The sequence below is a fragment of the Companilactobacillus sp. HBUAS59699 genome (assembly GCF_036913575.1).
In the GTDB taxonomy this organism is placed as follows: domain Bacteria; phylum Bacillota; class Bacilli; order Lactobacillales; family Lactobacillaceae; genus Companilactobacillus.
In genome coordinates this window covers 220,448-239,169 of the sequence record NZ_JAYKTV010000003.1, presented here as the reverse complement: position 1 = coordinate 239,169, position 18,722 = coordinate 220,448, and the positions used below count along the sequence as shown (strand labels likewise).

Genomic DNA, 18,722 nt, shown 5'->3' with positions numbered 1-18,722 from the left:
AAACACACACTTGGTAAGCAATAGTATTTGCTTACACAAACGAACCCACCCTCTATTCTTATAGAGAGTGGGTTCGTTTTGTCTTAAAGACAGCTTTCAAATGACCAAGTCAGTGTCGTACTGTACTTACCAGCTGGCACTGACGCTTCATCAATGTACAACAAAGGACCATTTTCCTTATCGAAACCAATTGATTGTAGTGGTTCATTCTCCTTACTCTCAACGACTTTTACTTTTTTGCCCATTATTTCTTCGTAATTACCGTTGTCATACAACCGTATATGACCAGGCAGCACATTGCCCTTTTCATCCATGAATTCATTTTCTTGATTCACGAAGACCTTGATCTGTTCCTTCACCCGTCGCTGATCATCAACCGAAACAATATCATTCGGCTTATTCGTATCATCAGTTCGAGAGATTAATTCGTCCTTAGAGTATGCATGGATCGAGCCATAATTAATGTCTCGAACATTCTTCTGCAAAGCATTGATCACATAGTTCAAATTCTTTTTAGCACCTAAGAAACGATAAGAATTGTCTTCCTTATAAGAGAATATATAAGGCTGTGTTTCTGTGCCTTTGTTAGAAGTTACGCCTCCTACTGTGGTCAGGATCTTAATATCTAGTTTTTTCCCAGCGTCACAGTTAATGTCATTGATTATCAAGTTGGCAGTGTCATCTCCTGACAAGTGCTCCACATGGTATTGCTTCGAATTCAATTCTTCGCCGTTAATATTAACACCCTCAACGATCGTGTCACGATAAAGCGGCAAGACATATTTACCATCCCGCAAAGGGACACTTTCGCTGCCAACACGGACTTCATCGTTATACAAAACCTTATCACCATTAGCGATGTCGTTCAAAGTATCGTCCGTATTATTATTGTTAAAAGTTTCATTACTGACTGAATTACTCAAAGTTACTTCCGGACTATCGGCAGGTAACACATTCAGCTTGGCCTTATTAGTGATGTATTCATACGAATCTCTACCGAACTTCATACTGATTTCGATCCAATACAGATCATTATTGTTCTTGACCCGTGGTTCTTCGATCTTATACATCAGTTCTTTTTTGTTAGATTCAACCAGTTCTCGATCATTCGTACCAGCAGGTTGTCTGTACCATCTGATTGTAAAGTCCGCACTTTTCTCATCCCACTGTCCGATATTACCTAACATTTCAAATTGAACTGGCTCACCAGACTTAACTTGTCTATCATCGAGTCCGCCACCGATCCGAACCTTGGTGCTATCTGAAACAACGCTGCCGTCAGCATTCTTGATCGTACCTGTCACTGTAACGATTCCGGAGACACCACGGCTATTAGCATGCAATTCACCAGTTTCTTTATCGATGTAAGCCAATTGATTGTTATCGACTGACCAAACAATATCTTCTGTATAGTCTTCAGGTGTAACTTTGGCTCGCGCCACAGTCGAGTTCAACGCAATCTCACTCGGATTGTTATACAGGTAATCGTCATCGACTGAAACTTCGATCTTGTCAGCGTTCTTGTCCTTCTCGTTGACTAGAACCGTGGCAACCTTGGACCAAATTTCAGCAAATGGAAAACCGAGTCCTCCAACTGGTCGCCAATTAACTTGTTGCTGATAATGAGTCACACCTGCTTCTTTATTCGGTAGATGCAAGTCTTCTTGGTTACCGCCCTCTTGCTTACTCATTTCTGTCCAGTGCTCACCTTTATCAGTCGATTTGTACCACTGGTACCTTGGTACGGCAAATGGTGTCATTGTTATTCCCAATGTCGATCGTCCTGAATGTGTGACTAGATGGGTAGTATGGTTAGTAACTGTAAAAGTAACTTCTGGTGGCTGCACGGTATATCCACGATTCAACCAAATACCCATGAATTTTTTCACGTCTTCTGAAGGTTCTGCCTTAGGCTTAACCTCAATGTTGACGTCTTGTGTTGCAGCATTAACGGTTTGTATATTATTTCTTATCATTCCTCCTGTAACAATGAATACCGCTATCATTATCAGGGGATATAGTACTCTCCTCATGAAAGTTATATTCCTCATTCTTCGTTTTTATTTATTCGTTACAAAAATTCTTTTATTTTTTTCTGTAAACAAAAAGTAGCGCGCTGAAATCATTTTCAGCGTGCTACTTTTTCATATTTATAGTAAACTATTTATCCTCGACTAGGAATTGCATTCGATCAGCAATGTTAGTAAATATACCATCTACTCCCCAAGAAAACAACTCTTGAGCTCGATTTATGTCATCTACCGTCCAAACGTTGATCTGATAGCCATAGTCCTTCATCTTCTTGACCTTGGCTTCAGTCAAACCACGACTGTCCGGATGGATATACTTGGCATGACAAGCTTGCATGTATAAATTCCAATCTTCACCCATACCAAAGACATCAAATAATACCGCATAGTCTAGGTTAGGACGCAGATCATGCATCTTCATCAACATAATGGGGTTAAAACTAGAAATAATCAATTGAACATCAGGATCTAGACGATCAGTTGCTTCAGCAAATTGCTTAACTAAGCTATTTGCCAAGTGATCGGCATCATCCCCAACGACACCCTTCAATTCGATATTGGCATTCAACTTATGAATATTTAAGAAGTCGATCAATTGATCTAATGTAGGGATCTTCTCTCCACGGAACTTCTCAGCGAACCAAGAACCAGCATCAGCCTGTCCCACTAATGAGCTCTCCAAAGTTTCAATGGAGCCTTCTTCATTAGTAGTTCTGTCTAATTTGTCATCATGGATCACGAAGACTTTTTCGTCCTTAGTGATACTGAGATCAGTCTCGATCCAATCGATCCCACAATCAATAACTGTGTTAAAACCAGCCATAGTGTTTTCAGGCGCTAAAGTTGGTATTCCTCTATGAGCAAGTACTTTCTTTGACATTATATACAAATCCTCCAAGGGAAATTATACTACTCTGGTTTTGTTTAATTAAAACATGGTAACAAAAATCCTTCAATAGCTAAATTGAAGGATTCTGATTTTCATAAAATTAAGCTTGGTAACGTGATTCACCATCAAGGTATGTTTCTTCTAGACTCATGTCATCATTTAGGACGATAAAGTCAGCATCACGTCCTGGTAAAATAGCACCACATGCATCATCGATGTGTGTACTCTTGGCAGGTACGTAACTACCCATTGTGATAGCTTCTTCTTCAGTAGCAACTTCCCAATCAACAACGTTCTTAATAGCATCCTTCAATAGTAAGATACTACCAGCTAAACTATGTGGTTCTTGTTGTAGTCTAACTTGTCCGTCACCAACAGTAACAGGGAATTCACCCAATACGTAGTCACCATCTGGCATTAAGCCGGCACTCATACAGTCAGTGATAAGTGCAACGTGTTCTGGAGTCTTCTTGTCAACAAGGATTCTTGCTGCATATGGGCTAACGTGATGACCATCACAGATCAACTCATCATCAACAAGGTTCATTGACATTGCGGCACCAACCATACCAGGAGCACGGTGACTTAGACCACTCATACCGTTATATGTGTGTGTAAATCCTGTTGCACCAGCTTCAACACAAGCTTTAGCTTGTTCGAAGGTAGCGTCACTGTGGCCTAGAGCAACGGTAACACCAGTTGCCGCAACAGCCTTAGTGAATTCAACTGAACCCTTACGTTCTGGGGCGATAGAAATCTTCTTGATCATACCCTTAGCTGATTCTTGCCATTCTGTGAATTCTTCAACACTAGGATCTCTGAAGTACTTAGGATTTTGAGCACCCTTGTGCTTCTCTGTGTAGAAAGGTCCTTCAAAGTGGATACCTTGGATCTTAGCACCAGTACCTTCACCCTTGTGTTCACCAATTGTCTTACAGATCTCATTCAATTGGTCGTGTGAAGCCGTAAGTGTTGTTGGTAGCCATGAAGTAACACCGGCCTTTAGTAGGCCTTCTGACATTTCGTTGAATTCTTTCCAGCTGTTGTTCATAACATCATCGCCCACTAGACCGTGAATATGTGTATCAACTAGTCCAGGTGCGATGTACTTGTCAGAATAATCAACGATCTTGCCTTCTGGCTTCTCGTCTTCTGTAAAGAAGTCTCCAAACTTACCATCAGTAACTTCTAGATAACCACCGTTTTCAGTAGTGTTTTGTAAAAAGAATTTCTTAGCATGAATATAATATGTCATTTTCAATCCTCCAAAAGTATATCAAAACAAGTTCTGTTTGCATGATTTATTATAACAGTTATTAGTGGTCTATACCACAATTAATTACGATTCTTTTGTTCCTACAAAAAACATCTTCTCTCAATTAAAGAGAAGATGCAATGTTGACAATGCAATTATTCATAATCGTGAATAGTTACACCCTTTACGACACGGTTAACAGTACCGCTGGCTGAAGGTGTATCTGGTGTATTGCCAACCTTGATAGAACTTAGTAATGCAAAGGTTTGAGCAAACATAACGTCAGGTAGAGCTTGGTATAATTCAGGCAAGTCAGGGAGTCCGGCTTGAATTAAGAAGTTGTCACCCGAGAAGTTATTGTCTGCTGAAGTACCAACACCAACAACCTTCTTGCAAATTTGATCTCCTTTGATCTCTTCAAGAATATCAACGTCATATTGACGACTGTACTTATCATTACTTAAGAAATCAAAGACAAGTGTCTTGCCATTTACGTATGACTTAGGACCATGACGGAATCCCATTGAAGAATCAAAGATCGTTGTCAATTGTCCGGCAGTCAATTCGAGAACCTTCAATTGAGCTTCACGAGTCAAGCCAGATAATGAACCTGTTCCAAGATAGGCAATGCGATCGTAGTCAAGATCAGCGATAGCTTGAATCTCATCCTCGCGGTTAACGACTTCTTGTCCCATCTTGATAATGGCATCGATCCAAGGCTTCTTGTCAGTCTTGCTTTGGTCGAAGATCAAGGCAGCTGTCAAAGTCATACATGAGAAGCTACCTGTCATAGCGAATCCCTTATCATTTGAACCAGCTGGTTGCAGTAGCAACAAGTTGCCGTCTTCGTTCTCGGCCTTCTTAGCCAAGTGACCATCTGGTGCACAAGTGATAGTGATTTGGTATAGATTCTTAACAATCTTCTCAGCTAATTCAACGGTCGCAACACTCTCTGGAGAGTTACCACTTCTAGCGAATGAAACCAAGATCGTTGGATCATCAGCTCTAAGGTTGTCTAATGGTGCTGAAACAATATCAGTTGTTGGAATACTTTCAAAGTTATAGTGAGAAGTATCACCGGCCTTATTTAGATATGGTCTTAATGTATCTCCCACATAAGCTGATGTACCTGCACCTGTGAAGATCACACGGATTTTCTTGTCAGGGAAGTTTGAAATTATTTCATCCAAAAAGTTATTAACTTTGTCTTGATCAGCTGCGAAGTTATCGTAAGCCTCTTTCCACAAATCAGGTTGTTGTTGAATTTCACGGGTTGTAATTTGTGCACCCATTTCTTCTAGTTCTTTATCAGTTTTTCTAAACAATGGTATAAGTTCCCTTCTCTATCTATTTTCATTCCAAGCATTCAACATGCACCACGGCTAACCCTGGAACTGGGAAATTAGCGTGATAAATATCATCATGTTTTGTAACATCGACTATCTGATTCTTAACCTCACTACCTTCACGATAAGTGATCGATAGTTGTTTAATATCTCGGTCGAGTTTGAAATCAATTTTGTTTACGTCATCTAGTGACCAATTACTGATGATGATCTTTTGACCATCAAAGACAGCTTTGCAATTATACATATCAACTAAGTGAGCTACGTTGAGATATTTCTTCAAGTCACGTTCACGATAGTCGATATATTCAGCTTCCCAACCATACTTGGCATGTTCTGTCAGCGGCATGATATAGAAGTTATCATTGGCAACGGTAGCTGGACCAACTTTTTCGCCGTAGCGATTATAAGCGTTAGATTCAACATTCATCTCTGATAAGTAATGGATCTTCACGTAGGCACCAATATGTGTCTGCATGCTTATTCTGGACTTTGTCACACCAGCTAGCGTAGCATTATCGAATTGTTCATATACTTGATGACCAGTTCTCGGTTGAATGACCTCGATTTCGTCAGCGTTGATCAAATTCAATAATTTCCGTGAATCTAGTACGATCACAGCATCACCATCTAATAGGACGTAATTGTTCTGGATCAGGTCAGTGATCTGATCGTTATCCAAGGTATTCAAGAAGTTACCTGTCAAAGCAACAGTCTCATTTTGGATCACTTGACCAGTATAATTAACTGGCTTCGTTGCGAATCCAAAGACTGATAACAACTCCAACCATTGTGTCTGCGAGGCCATCAAACTATGCAAGGTCCCGTCAGCTACTTTGTACTTAGCAACTTCTTGTGTCATTGGCACAAGAATTCCGTCTCGGTCTTCAAGTGAAATACCATTCTCGTACAAGTAATCAGCGAACTTCTTGCTCTGATCTAGCATCTCATCGTATTGATAAGTCTTATCGATGCCGATTCCCATCATGCTGAACAAGTTCATCAACAATCCATCAGCGTGGATCAAACTCGTTGTCTCCAACTGAAATTGTGAGAAGCGATTTGACTTAGCGTATTGAGAATACAAGAAGTTCTCTAACTCTGGATAAGTCTTGTGCTTATCCCCAACCAAAGTCCTTACTGCAACCGTATATTTTTCAAAGTCACGTGCATACTTGAGTGGACTGACCTCGTTATAGGCAGGTAAATGTGGTCTCGAAACAGCAGGGGTAGTTTCGCCACTCAAAGTATTCAGTAACTTGTGCCAATCACGATTCTCCATCGCATGAATCTCAGGCCAGGAACTCATTAAGCCTAAGGTCGTATCTGGAGATACTTGATGGACTTTGGTTTCGATCATATGTGCAGCTTGTAAAATTTCTTTTCGTGCTACTTCTAAGTAAGCATCACGATATTTATTCTCGCCACCGTTTAACATTTGTCCCACGAACTCTTCACGTGATAAGTCAGTACCAGCAATGGCATTATACTTCTTCATGTGATCATCGCAGAAACATCCTAGTTCAAACGGCGCATTCTTATAGTGTCTGAAGTCATCTTCGATCCACAATTCATGCGGTTTGATGCTTGCATAAACGGCGTAGATGTCTGAGACATATTCCATCCAACCGTGATAACCAGGGCAGGCCATCGAAGTGCTCTTCACGCCTTGATAGCTGACCATTGGCTTAATATCTAATTCGGGACGAATCCCTAATCCACGGTCGGAATGGTTCATTGTTGTCCAAGGATTAAGACTGATCGTCACACCCATTTCTTTGAGTGGTTGTGAGATCTCGTCTATTTCTGTAACTAATTCTTTGGCTTTTCCTAGAGTAATGTGTGAATCTGACAATTCTTCCTGATTGATGAAAAAAGCAACGTCGCTGATATGGGCCTTTCTAATGAAATCGACCATATCTTTCTTTTTATCATCGTCATAAATACTCTTATCAATGGCTAATCGTAATGTATAGCGATAACTATTCATCTTCTTCATCGTCATCATCCGAAGTTTGGTTTAAGAAAGCATTAACGTCAACGATTCCGTCCTTACCTTCCTTCATCAAAGCACTGATATCGAGTTCTTTTGAAACAAACATTTGATTAGCGTAATTAATTACCATCGGTAGGTTCAAACCTGAAACAACATGCATATCTGGATATTTCTGTGTTAAATTGACTACAACATTTCCTGGAGTTCCGCCTAATAGATCAACGATCACATAGACAGGTTCCTTACCGTAATATTTTTTAATTTCTGTTTCTACTTTTTCCTTCAGAGTATCTGGGCCATCTGACTTTTGTAAGCCCAATGCTGCTGAATTAGGTAATTCCCCAATAATCAACTCTGCTGATTTCTTTGTTTCAATAGCCATATTTCCATGACTGATCAAGATTAATGCCATAATTTACATCCTCCTAGATTTTGCCTAGTAAGCCGACTGCTGATAGTAGAACGGCAAAAATAATAACAATGAAGATAACCTTTGTTGATGTCATACCCTTCTTACCAAGTAACCAGTAAACCAAACCTACGACACAGGCTGGTACAAGTTTTGGAAGGATCATATCAATATTAGTTTGAACAACTAGTGGAACCTTACCCATGTGAGCAACTAGTGGAACTTGGATATTAATCATAGTAGCGATCAAAGCACCAACGATGAAGACACCAAGCAATGTAGCGGCATCTGTCAAAGCATTCAATTGACCTTGCATCTCAGAAACAAGTTTTGTACCTGTCTTATAAGCAAAGCGTAATTGTTTCCAACGGAAGACCATGATAGCGATATTAACTGCTAACCATAGGAACAATCCAATAGGGTTACCTTGGGCTGCCATAGTAGCAGCAACGGCACCCATGATAGTAGGAACTAAGGCTGCGAATAATGAATCACCGATAGCAGCGAATGGTCCCATAAGACCTGTCTTAATACCAGCAACAGTATCTAGTGAATCAGCACCTTCCTTACCTTCAATGGCAAGATCGATACCTGTAACAATTGTGTTAAAGAAATTACTTGTGTTGAAGAACTGGTTATGAGTCTTCATAGCTTCTTTTAGTTCTGGAGTACCATCACCATAGATCTTTCTTAGTTGTGGCAAAATCGTATAAAGATAACCTGAAGCCTGCATTCTTTCATAGTTCCAACCCATTTGGAAACCAAACAAACTACGTTTGTTGATCTGGTTGAAATCTTTTTTCGTTAATTCGTATTCTTTATTCTTCTTCATCGCCGTCTACCTCCCCGTTAGCATCTTCGATTTCGTCTTCTTCATCTTCGTCTTCATCGCCTGCGCCAGATGTTGGACCGGCAACAGTAGCAGTGTTCATCTTAGCGATTGACTTCTTGTATTCAAGAATAGCTAGAGCACCACCGATCAAAGCGATAGCTAACATTGGAAGAGAATTGAATGTTGCTGTAAAGGCCTTGCTTGCACCAGCTAAACCAGTACCAAGTGTTTGGACACTTGTGAATAGTGTTGATAGCAAAGCAGTAATTGTGAAACCAAGGATCAAGTAAGCAATGTGTTTCTTAACTGGTAAGTAGCGTAGCAAGATAGCGAAACCAACGGCTGGAAGTGTAGCACCGGCTGTTTGTAGACCTGTGTTCAACCATTGTAGGTCACCGTTTAGATATGTAACCATTGTCTTAACAACACCTTGACCTAGAGCCAAAGCTAGGAATACAGGGATACCACGTGATAGACACCATGGAATTGCACCCATGATCGTATGTCTTTCGATACCTTTGTAGTTGAAGTTTTCGATATCTTTATCAACTTTGTGTTGGAAATAAGTATTTGTAAATCTAGCTAGAATATCAAATGATGTTAATAGTGCGGCAACTGGAACACCGATAGCAGCAATAGCAGTAGCAGCTTTCATACCTGTACCGATTGAAAAGGCTGTTGCCAAAACAGTACCTGAGTTAGCATCGATCTTAGAAGCACCACCGAAAGTACCAACACCAAGAACCGTTAGTTGAAGAGCAGCACCGATAATAAGTCCGGTCTTCATGTCACCCATGATCAAGCCAGAAACCATTCCGGCCCAAACTGGTTGACTCAATGATGAGTTCATTTGTAGTTCATCATAGATGTTATACATAGAATATGCCGTTAAAAGCAATATTTGAACAATTGTAAAGCTCATAGCTCATTCCCCCAAATTACTTATTATTTTTTGTAGTCTTTCAAGATACCTGCGAAGTCCTTGACAGGGTCACCAGGAACCATCTGTGCTGTAACTTTAACTCCAGCATCCATTAACTTGTGGAATGCATCATAATCTTCGTCAGTAACGTTGATCGATTGTGTCAAATGTTGTGTGTTGTCCTTTTGAGACATGTTACCAACATTGATAGTGTCAAACTTAACTCCCTCTTCAGTCATACTTACAAGTGTTGAAGGATTCTTAACAACAAGAAATACTTTTTGAGAATCGTATTTTCCGGCTAAGATGTTAGCTGAAGATTTCTTCGTTCCTAAAATACTTAGGTTTACCCCGGCTGGTTTGGCTAATTTAAGGGCAGTTTTTTGAATATCACTTTTTATAATTTCGTTATCAACAACCATAATTCTTGTAGCTTGTAATTTAGTTGTCCATAAATTAGCCACTTGACCATGAATTAATCTTTCATCTATTCTTACTGCAACAATTGACATAATTATTCCTCCAAATTCGGTGATAAAAATCACTCTTTAAGATTTTTTACTAATATCGTGACGAATGTGATAAGCAAATTGATCACTTCTCGCAACGCTCAGCGTATATTCGATTACCTGATTGTGAAGATTGTAGGTCGACCGCTTCAGATTCAAGCACGGTGTTCCTTCCTTAATATCCAGATAATGACTATCCCTCTTACTGGTAATTCCCGCTAGGAAATATTCGTCAGCGTAGTACACTTGCTCGTTAAATTCCGTCGCAAAGATCTCATACAATGATCTGCCTTCAAGCATATCTTCAGTCAGAAGATTGAAATGACTTGCTGGTAGATACGTTCTTTCTAACATCACTGGCAATCCATCGGCGAATCTCAGGCGCTTGATCTTTATGACCTGATCTCCGATTTCAACATCCAGTTTCCGTGAAAAGTATGAATTTGCCTCCTTCCTCTCAAAGCTAAGAATTTTTGTCTGTGGTTTCTTGCCAATGGACATCATTTGCTTATTAAAACTATAACTACTATTTAGATCACTATTCAGATCCACCCGATTCACAAAAGTTCCTTTTCCATGAACTCGACGGATAAGACCAGTTATCTCTAATTCATTCAAAGCCGCACGAACCGTCGTCCGGGATAATTGATATTTGTCCGATATCTGTCTCTCTGACGGCAACTTTGCGTTCGCCGGCATCGACTGAATGTAGTTGGTTAATAAGTTGATTAGCTGTTCTTGAAGAGTGATTTTCATATTACTCGGTCCCTTTCTGGTATCAACCACAAGTCCATTGTATACGCTTGCAGTATTTGTTTCAACAAATTGGTCATACCAATTTTTCGTTGGTATATCACAATTATAGCGGTATATAAGTATTAGTTTAAGGTATAAAAAAAGTGGTACTTTTTTATGAAAAAGATACCACTATCAAAATATTTAAAATAAATCTCTGAAATATGTCACTGGTTGATACCAGTTAGCTTATCGATACAAATGTTTGACTCGATAATTGAATTCATCTGCTCGAGCCCAACTGATCGTGTATTCAATTGCCCGTCCGATGTTGTCAGTTGTAACTCGTTCCAATCTCAGACAAGGTGCACCGGGCTTCTCAGACAGAAGATTCGAGATCTTGTCGTTCAAGATCGATGCCCGACAAGATTCATCAGCTTCTTTGATGTGAACATTGTAGAGTTTTTCAAACGTTCCATACATAGAGTTATCTTCTAATTGTTGACGAGTCAAGCCATCGAAAACACTAGCTGGCAAGAAACTCTTACCGAACATCATCGGCTTACTGTTGGCCATACGGATTCGATCGACTTCAAAGACATTCAGATCCCCCTTTAAATGCAAACGGTGGATCAGTTCTTCATCGGCAGAGATTTTTTTGAACTTGATGATTCGATCACTGGGAGTCCTGCCTTGGATCTCCATCGTCTTGGAAAAACTAAATAAGTCGGCCAAATTGGTTAAGCTCTCAGAACGGGCTGTCACAAAGGTCCCCTTACCGTGCATCCGTGTGATCAATCCCGATAATTCCAACTTATCCAAAGCATTCCTGACGGTCGTTCGACTGACATTGAATTGTAACATCAAATCACGTTCCGACGGTAAACGATCGTTAGGTCGCATTTCGGTAAGAATTTGATTAGATAAAAAATCGATTAGATGCTGTGAAAGAGATTCTTTTTTATCCATAATACCTTCTCCTATAAACTGGTTAGTACCACTTTATTTAGTTTACATTGAAAACGTTTACTAAGCAAACGAATTGATGGCTTTTCTGCACAAAAAAAACATCATGCCGAAGCATGATGCTTTAATATTGGAAATTCTCGTGGCATAAACAAGCTGCGAATCATTGGCACAAATCGTACTAGCCACGTCATGCCGATCGCAAAAACAATTCTATACAGAATCCCTACTAAAACAGGGATTCCGTGCGGTACCTTACCTGATAATCCAGAAATGATATTACTATAAAATCTCAGGCAATCTAAGTCTAATAAATGAAAACATAATACTGTCAATGACTGGGCACCAATGAACAGTAACCATCTTCTAATATTAATCAGATTGTGAGATCGTAAGTACCGATTGATTATTTTTGAGATCTTGATGATTTTTCTTTGTCATTCAAATCACCACTAATACTGAATATTTCCAGTCTTTTCAGTCTTCAATGCCAAACCGCCACGAATAAAGTCACTTACACGTTGTAGTTCGCTTTGACTAACAACTTCGAATGTTTGTCCGTCAATAACCTTAGTTGTTCCGGAAATATGAGTATCATCGATTTTTTCAGTGAAATGCTTGTAGTTCTTGATAATTGTAGTCAAATTATCAAAGGTCATATCAGTTTGAACTTGGCTACACAATGTCTTGATAAACTTCTGATTCATCAAAGCCTTGATAGATGTACACTTGTGCATAATGGCAGCCAACATAGCTCCTTGACGAGATTCATGTGCTAAATAACCTGAAGAACTAGAACTTGTTTCTTGAGAATATGCTAGAGCTTTAGCTCCATCCATATGTGTCTTGACACCTTGTTCGAAGGTGAATCCATCTTTACTGAAGGTGCTTGTTGGTGTGATGTCAACACCGCCTAATTCATTGATGACTTTTTCCATACCACTGATATTGATCAAGGCATAATAGTCAACTGGCACGTTCAAAAGTTTTTGAACGGTAGTAATGCTGGACTTTGCTTGGCCGTGTTCATAGGCTTCGCTGATCTCAGCTGGTGACTTGTCATAACCTGGAATCTTAACGGCCAAGTCATGAGGGATACTTGTGATCGTAGTCTTCTCAGACTTAGGATCGATAGTAACGACCATCATAGTATCAGTCTTACCTTCGTATGAACGATTAAAATCAGAAGCGTCCGTACCCATTAGCAAGATCGATATGGGCTTTTTAGCCTTCAACAATGCATTCGTATCACGGCTGCCGGCTACTTGAACAGGATCGAAGGAACTGTTGACCGCACTTTTGACATCACGGTAACGTGACAATCCCAATCCTAAGCCGCCGATTAACACGAAGGCTATCAACGATAATAGGATATTTCTCAAAATATGCTTCTTGTTATAACGTTTCATATCCATCTACTTCTTTCTATTGCGAATCAACGACTTTGCTTCATCGATGATCTTCGTTCTAAATAGGATCAACAATACTGTATAAAAAACCATCCCTACGAATACTTCAAATATCAGCATCTTCCAAGAGATCGGTAGAATGCGGTCGAGTTCAAAGACTACTTCAAACATCAAGACACCTGCAATCAAGTACTTGGACCAGTCCGAGAATAACTCGCGATAGTTCACCTGATGTCTGATCGAGAATAACTGATACAGAGTAATCGATAGTTCGGATAAGACAGTCGCAATCGTTGCCCCAATTGCTCCCCATTTGATTATCAGTGGGATATTAAAGATGATATTAACGATCGCACCGATAACAACAGAGATCGTGTAAGACTTCATCTGCTTAGTCGGGATCAAATACTGGATTCCGAGGACGTTGCTCCAGGCAATCAGGACAATTACGACTGACTCGATTATCATGATGGGAATGACCGCTAAGAAGCGCTTGGTGAAGAACAAAGTAACAAACTTAGCAGTCACCGCCATCAGTCCAAAGGCAATCGGAATTGCTATTGCACTTACGAATCTAAAACTTTGATACAAATAATGCCGCGTCTTCTTCACTTCTCCTTTGGCGAAGGCATTAGCGACGTGCGGCAACATGACCGTTCCTGTGGCCGTTACGATTGCCAGTGCCATCTTGACCATCTTGTCAGACTGATCGAAGTAACCAGTTGCTTTGACTGAAACCATTATTCCTAACATCGTCTTATTCAGAACACCGTAGATCTGCATGGCGACTTGCGGCAAGAACAAGACTAGTGACGGTTTCAAATGGCGCCAGATCGACAAGTGATGGAAGTCAGCTTTTACCAAATACTTTCGAAGACTCGGGAATAAGGTTAAATTGCCTAGTAACAGTGACATCGACAAGATGAAGATGTAGATTCCTAAGTCAGAGTATGACTTGACGAAGGTGAAGATACTGATCAAGGTCAAGATCTTGATGACGAAGTTTCTGATCACAGTTACGTAGAAGTTCTCCATCCCCATAAAGAACCAGGAGATGTCAAACGCTGCGGCGATCAAGGAGACTGACTGCGCTAAGTAGTAGATTCGATATTGACCACTTAACATTAGAAAGATTCCAAAGGCCGCATAGGCTAAGACGATCGTAATGATCCTCATGAAAAATATTTCATAGAAGGTTTGCGTCAACTGGCGCTTGTCACTTCTGACAAAGGCTATTTGACGATTACCGTACAGGTCGACACCGATACTGCCAAAGACGATAAAATACTGGATCACTGAATTGGTATAGGAATTGATCCCGACACCAGTTGGACCCAAGACTCTGGCAAGATACGGAGTTGTGACCAGGGGGACTAATAAGATAAAAACTTGGTAGAAGGCATTGTACAAGTAATTCTTAACGACTTTCATCGGCCGAATTCATGTGCAACCAACTCAAGTGCAGCCATTATCGTCTGATCCATATCGTAATAACGATACAATCCCAAACGGCCGCCAAACAAAACATCGGGACATGTCTTCCTAGCCAAATTTAAATAGCGTGCATACAACTGCTTGTTCACTGAATCGTTGATTGGATAGTAAGGCTCAGCGCCACGTTGCCAAGTCTTCGGATACTCACGAGTGATGACCGTCTTGTGTTTATTACCCGCTCCAAACTCAAAGTGCTTATGTTCGATGATCCGAGTATACGGCGTCTCTGCATCCGTGTAATTAACGACCGCATTACCTTGAAAGTTGTCGATCTTCTTGATCTCAGTTTCAAAGCGCAAACTGCGGTAGGACAATTCACCTAGTTCATAGTTGAAGAATTGATCGATCATACCAGTGAAGACGACGCGCGGATATTCTTTGAGATACAGCTTCTGATCATCGAAGAAGTCAGTCTCAGTCTTGACGTCGATCAGTTTGTTATCCAGCAATTGCTCAACTATCTGGGTATAACCACCAATTGGTATACCTTGGTAAGGATCGTTGAAATAATTATTGTCGTAGGTGAAACGAACCGGGATTCGGCGAATGATGAAGGCGGGCAATTCTGTTGCCTTAGCTCCCCACTGCTTCTCGGTGTATCCTTTGATGAGCTTCTTATAGACGTCCGTTCCCACCAGCGATTCAGCCTGTTCCTCCAAGTTCTTGGGAGGTTTTAAGAGATTTAGCTCTGAACGTTGTTTTTCGATTTTTGCTTGGGCTTGCGCCGGAGTTATCACCCCCCAAAGTTTGTTGAAAGTATTCATATTGAAGGGCAGATTGTAGATCTCGCCATGATAATTTGCAATCGGTGAATTAATGTAATTATTAAATTGCGCAAATTGATTGACGTAATCCCAGATCTTCTTGACCCGCGTATGAAAAATATGTGCGCCATACTCGTGTACTTGGATCCCTTCAATTGGCTTGGTGTAAATATTGCCACTGACGTGATCTCTCTTCTCAATGACCGTGACATGATTGCCACGTTTAGCTGCTTCACTGGCGAAGACAGCTCCGAATAACCCTGAACCAACAACTAAATATTCCATCAACTTCACCTTCATTATTCGTATAAATAGCTATAAAAAGTCCTAGATTTGTCAGCTGTTCGGCTACGATACTTAGTCTTGTTCGAAAGCTTGAAGATACTAGTATTTCTCGTGATCTTGTCGAGCAGTTGCTGATCAAACTTAGCGTTCATCAATGGTGCCAGTTCCTCGCAATTAACATTATTTGCGGGGACTTTTTTTAATTTGTCACGGAAATGGCCGATGTTGTTCTTATATGCAATATCGAACAGATAGTCGGTCAAGAAATAATCCGGAGTTGGGATGTCGTTTTCGATGTAATAATCTAAACAATCACTGACAAACTTAAATAACATCTGACCGGAACGACCACCCAAGCAATAGATGACCCAGCGACCCTTGGGAATGAACTTGCTGCCAAAGTCCGGAATGCCCTTGACGGTAATTAATGCATGCTGGGAGAAATCCAGCTGATTCAAGAAATTATCGTGTTCACCCACGTAGACCGTGCTGTCCAACCAAACGCCGCCGTATTCAAAGAGGATCTTCATACGCACATAGTCGGAAAAAGTTTGATAACTGATCTGATCGTCATTTAAGCGCTCTATGACGTCTTCTGGAATCTGCACGAAGTCACCGATATTCTCCTGATTCAAGACGATCACCCGCTTATTCAAACGTTCACGCATCAAAGTCAGATTACGTTGAACAAATCTCGGAACGTTGGTCACCTGCCACCACATGACCCAGACAATCTTGTTAGTTAAAACCGGATCGACTTTAACCAGTTCGTCGTGCCAAAAAGTCGTTGGAACATCTTGGATCGTCTGTTGAATTTTTTTCTCGATCAAATAATGATACGGATCGTACACGAAGCTCGGTAGGATCGACTTCTTGCCCTTAGTGACTTTTTTTAATGCTGATTCTGATTTGTAGATACTAGTTAAATATAAATTTAAAAATGAACGTGCCATTTGAATCATCCCTTAATTCCTGTGTATATATGTGATCTTTGGATTGAAGAAGCGACCAGAAACCATCCCGCGTGTGATGATCTTGATTTTTTTAGCACGCTTATGAACTCCAGGTCCACACGCCACTCGCAATAATTCCCAACTCATGCCGGCATACGACTTCAAGCGGAACTTGATGTGGCGCTTGCGAGCTAGAAACATGCGGTTTCTGAAAGAATAAAAATACCGATCCAGGCGATCACTGTTGTCACTGACAATGTCGACGCCAGTGTTTTGCTTCATCTTGTGAATAACGATGCTGTTAGGAACGAAGTAGGAAGTGTGCTCCTTACTGATTCGAGCAGTGTATTCCGCGTCATCACCCCAGATGAAGAACTCCTTGTACGGCAACCCTACTTGCTGGATCACTTCTCTAGGGATCATCAACGATACGAACGAAGCTGACTTAATGACTGGGTAGAAGCCCTTGCCATTAGCCGTCTGATTCCAATCCAACGGATCGACCACCGGGATATTCATTAAGGCTGGACTACCATCAGTCCAGCGAACGTTGCTTGCTAAAAAGCCAAATTCATAAATATTCTGACCAGCCTCTAATAGTTTTTGGAGAGTGTCTGTTTCAGGGATCGTGTCGTCGTCCATCAACCACAAGAGTTCATCCGAATTACTGTTGATGAATTCTTGCATCCCGCGGTAGAATCCCGCTGAACCGCCACGGTTCTGTGCCATATGGATCACCTTAAAATTAGGATTAGTGATCTGATCGAGAAACTCCTTCGTTCCATCAGTACTGTGATTATCGATCACAATAACGTGATCCACTGGTGTCGTTTGAAAATCGATCGCCGCTAAACATTCTTCTAATAGTTTCAATCGATTGAACGTAACTACTAATGCTGTTGTTTTCATGAACCCTCGCCTTCTTATTAATAGTGCACAAGCTGCATCTTGAGTATTGCTAAATAATGAATTACTGGAAATAAATTAAAACGTGATTTGATCAACCAACGCATCGGCAGATTGATATCCTTGGGTTCAAAGTAATACTTGTCTTTGACCTTCCGATAAAAACTACTCAACTCGTGCTTAGTTGCCATTTGGATCGGTGCTAAGTCGATTATCTTCAACTGTGTAGCGATCATCCGACTGAGACGGTTGACCATCAATTCTTGCTGATTAGGATTCAAGCCGTCAGCGTGTTCCTTGATATAGCTGTTGACGTGATCAACGACTAAACTGTGCTGCTGTTGATTCTTACGCATGTTTGTCATGCTGATCGACTGGTTGTCTTGATTGACGCGGTAGTTGTATAAGGGAATATTGACGAATTCGAACGTCTTCACATACGGGATCGGATAGAGGATGTATTCGATATCGACGTAGTAAGCATGTTCATCAAGTTGAATCTCATTCTCTTGCAGCAACTTAGTGCGCAAAGTGTAAGTGTGCATGCTCGGTACTGGGCAAATACCTTGTTCTTTCAGGTAGTACTTCTGACCCCAACTGATATCATCCGGCTTGATTTCAGGGATGTGTTTGTGATGATTCTTGTCATTGAAGGCCCAAAACGGTGTCAAGATCAAATCAGTCTCGGTACGCTTCAGTAAGCCCACGAATCGATCGAGATTTTTCGAATCGAGCCAGTCGTCAGCGTCAACGACTTTGAAATACCGACCGTTGGCCTGAGCAATACCAGTGTTGATCGTTGATCCGTAACCGCCATTTTCTTTCGAGATCAGGCGAACTGAACCTGGATAAGAATCCTGGTACTTCTGACCGATCTCAGCTGTCTGGTCAGTTGAACCGTCGTTGATGACCATAATATCTAAGCGATTCAAATTGTGACACTTAACTAACTCACCCAACACATTGTCCAAGAACTTCTCAGCATTGTAGCTGGGGATAACAATCGATAATAATTTATCCAT

18 protein-coding genes are annotated in these 18,722 nt (G+C 40.8%); all 18 read right to left on the bottom strand.

The annotated features are described in order from the left end of the window. Nucleotides 1-83 precede the first annotated feature (83 nt). On the bottom strand, nucleotides 84-1,976 hold the full coding sequence (locus U8519_RS07695) for a hypothetical protein (protein WP_334329737.1): 1,893 nt from the start codon (nucleotides 1,974-1,976) through the stop codon (nucleotides 84-86). Nucleotides 1,977-2,160: 184 nt separating this feature from the next. Further along, complete coding sequence (locus tag U8519_RS07690) at nucleotides 2,161-2,910, bottom strand: glycerophosphodiester phosphodiesterase family protein (RefSeq protein WP_334329736.1); 750 nt, start codon at nucleotides 2,908-2,910, stop codon at nucleotides 2,161-2,163. Nucleotides 2,911-3,019: 109 nt separating this feature from the next. Continuing rightward, nucleotides 3,020-4,174, bottom strand: a complete 1,155-nt coding sequence (nagA, locus tag U8519_RS07685) for an N-acetylglucosamine-6-phosphate deacetylase (RefSeq protein WP_334329735.1) — start codon at nucleotides 4,172-4,174, stop codon at nucleotides 3,020-3,022. Nucleotides 4,175-4,329: 155 nt separating this feature from the next. After that, entirely contained in the window at nucleotides 4,330-5,499 is a 1,170-nt protein-coding gene (locus tag U8519_RS07680) for an SIS domain-containing protein (protein ID WP_334329734.1), read from the bottom strand. Nucleotides 5,500-5,527: 28 nt separating this feature from the next. Further along, nucleotides 5,528-7,519 (bottom strand): hypothetical protein, encoded by a 1,992-nt coding sequence (locus U8519_RS07675; RefSeq protein WP_334329733.1) that lies wholly within the window; start codon nucleotides 7,517-7,519, stop codon nucleotides 5,528-5,530. Next, a complete protein-coding gene (locus U8519_RS07670) occupies nucleotides 7,503-7,928 on the bottom strand; it encodes a PTS sugar transporter subunit IIA (RefSeq protein ID WP_334329732.1) in 426 nt (141 codons plus the stop codon). The genes U8519_RS07675 and U8519_RS07670 overlap by 17 nt, the downstream gene beginning before the upstream one ends. A gap of 13 nt (nucleotides 7,929-7,941) precedes the next feature. Continuing rightward, nucleotides 7,942-8,757 carry a PTS system mannose/fructose/sorbose family transporter subunit IID gene (locus U8519_RS07665; RefSeq protein WP_334329731.1) on the bottom strand — a complete coding sequence of 272 codons (816 nt, stop codon included), beginning with the start codon at nucleotides 8,755-8,757 and terminating at the stop codon, nucleotides 7,942-7,944. Continuing rightward, nucleotides 8,744-9,679, bottom strand: a complete 936-nt coding sequence (locus U8519_RS07660; protein WP_334329730.1) for a PTS mannose/fructose/sorbose/N-acetylgalactosamine transporter subunit IIC — start codon at nucleotides 9,677-9,679, stop codon at nucleotides 8,744-8,746. Before U8519_RS07660 ends, U8519_RS07665 begins: the two co-directional genes overlap by 14 nt. Nucleotides 9,680-9,702: 23 nt before the next feature. Next, on the bottom strand, nucleotides 9,703-10,191 hold the full coding sequence (locus U8519_RS07655) for a PTS system mannose/fructose/N-acetylgalactosamine-transporter subunit IIB (protein WP_334329729.1): 489 nt from the start codon (nucleotides 10,189-10,191) through the stop codon (nucleotides 9,703-9,705). 36 nt (nucleotides 10,192-10,227) lie between these two features. Then, entirely contained in the window at nucleotides 10,228-10,944 is a 717-nt protein-coding gene (locus U8519_RS07650; RefSeq protein ID WP_334329728.1) for a GntR family transcriptional regulator, read from the bottom strand. Between the two features lie 228 nt (nucleotides 10,945-11,172). Further along, a complete protein-coding gene (locus tag U8519_RS07645) occupies nucleotides 11,173-11,892 on the bottom strand; it encodes a GntR family transcriptional regulator (RefSeq protein WP_334329727.1) in 720 nt (239 codons plus the stop codon). Nucleotides 11,893-11,993: 101 nt separating this feature from the next. Next, nucleotides 11,994-12,224 (bottom strand): hypothetical protein, encoded by a 231-nt coding sequence (locus U8519_RS07640; protein WP_334329726.1) that lies wholly within the window; start codon nucleotides 12,222-12,224, stop codon nucleotides 11,994-11,996. Between the two features lie 117 nt (nucleotides 12,225-12,341). Further along, a complete protein-coding gene (locus tag U8519_RS07635; protein ID WP_334329725.1) occupies nucleotides 12,342-13,298 on the bottom strand; it encodes an LCP family protein in 957 nt (318 codons plus the stop codon). Nucleotides 13,299-13,304: 6 nt separating this feature from the next. Continuing rightward, the gene (locus U8519_RS07630; protein ID WP_334329724.1) at nucleotides 13,305-14,729 is read right to left on the bottom strand and encodes an oligosaccharide flippase family protein; all 1,425 of its coding nucleotides are present in this window, start codon (nucleotides 14,727-14,729) and stop codon (nucleotides 13,305-13,307) included. Beyond that, nucleotides 14,726-15,844 (bottom strand): UDP-galactopyranose mutase, encoded by a 1,119-nt coding sequence (gene glf / locus U8519_RS07625; protein WP_334329723.1) that lies wholly within the window; start codon nucleotides 15,842-15,844, stop codon nucleotides 14,726-14,728. The genes U8519_RS07630 and glf overlap by 4 nt, the downstream gene beginning before the upstream one ends. Nucleotides 15,845-15,855: 11 nt before the next feature. Beyond that, entirely contained in the window at nucleotides 15,856-16,794 is a 939-nt protein-coding gene (locus U8519_RS07620) for a capsular polysaccharide synthesis protein (RefSeq protein WP_334329722.1), read from the bottom strand. 12 nt (nucleotides 16,795-16,806) lie between these two features. Next, complete coding sequence (locus U8519_RS07615) at nucleotides 16,807-17,703, bottom strand: glycosyltransferase family 2 protein (RefSeq protein WP_334329721.1); 897 nt, start codon at nucleotides 17,701-17,703, stop codon at nucleotides 16,807-16,809. A 17-nt stretch (nucleotides 17,704-17,720) separates the two neighbouring features. Next, on the bottom strand, nucleotides 17,721-18,722 hold the full coding sequence (locus U8519_RS07610) for a glycosyltransferase family 2 protein (RefSeq protein WP_334329720.1): 1,002 nt from the start codon (nucleotides 18,720-18,722) through the stop codon (nucleotides 17,721-17,723).

Excerpts from the sequence above, each read along its gene's own strand:
- U8519_RS07695 (WP_334329737.1), bottom strand. The coding sequence starts at position 1,976 with ATGATAAGAAATAATATACAAACCGTTAATGCTGCAACACAAGACGTC.
- U8519_RS07675 (WP_334329733.1), bottom strand. The coding sequence starts at position 7,519 with ATGAAGAAGATGAATAGTTATCGCTATACATTACGATTAGCCATTGAT.
- U8519_RS07665 (WP_334329731.1), bottom strand. The coding sequence starts at position 8,757 with ATGAAGAAGAATAAAGAATACGAATTAACGAAAAAAGATTTCAACCAG.
- U8519_RS07645 (WP_334329727.1), bottom strand. The coding sequence starts at position 11,892 with ATGGATAAAAAAGAATCTCTTTCACAGCATCTAATCGATTTTTTATCT.
- U8519_RS07690 (WP_334329736.1), bottom strand. The coding sequence starts at position 2,910 with ATGTCAAAGAAAGTACTTGCTCATAGAGGAATACCAACTTTAGCGCCT.
- nagA (WP_334329735.1), bottom strand. The coding sequence starts at position 4,174 with ATGACATATTATATTCATGCTAAGAAATTCTTTTTACAAAACACTACT.
- U8519_RS07630 (WP_334329724.1), bottom strand. The coding sequence starts at position 14,729 with ATGAAAGTCGTTAAGAATTACTTGTACAATGCCTTCTACCAAGTTTTT.
- U8519_RS07635 (WP_334329725.1), bottom strand. The coding sequence starts at position 13,298 with ATGAAACGTTATAACAAGAAGCATATTTTGAGAAATATCCTATTATCG.
- U8519_RS07670 (WP_334329732.1), bottom strand. The coding sequence starts at position 7,928 with ATGGCATTAATCTTGATCAGTCATGGAAATATGGCTATTGAAACAAAG.
- U8519_RS07620 (WP_334329722.1), bottom strand. The coding sequence starts at position 16,794 with ATGGCACGTTCATTTTTAAATTTATATTTAACTAGTATCTACAAATCA.
- U8519_RS07650 (WP_334329728.1), bottom strand. The coding sequence starts at position 10,944 with ATGAAAATCACTCTTCAAGAACAGCTAATCAACTTATTAACCAACTAC.
- U8519_RS07660 (WP_334329730.1), bottom strand. The coding sequence starts at position 9,679 with ATGAGCTTTACAATTGTTCAAATATTGCTTTTAACGGCATATTCTATG.
- U8519_RS07610 (WP_334329720.1), bottom strand. The coding sequence starts at position 18,722 with ATGGATAAATTATTATCGATTGTTATCCCCAGCTACAATGCTGAGAAG.
- U8519_RS07615 (WP_334329721.1), bottom strand. The coding sequence starts at position 17,703 with ATGAAAACAACAGCATTAGTAGTTACGTTCAATCGATTGAAACTATTA.
- U8519_RS07655 (WP_334329729.1), bottom strand. The coding sequence starts at position 10,191 with ATGTCAATTGTTGCAGTAAGAATAGATGAAAGATTAATTCATGGTCAA.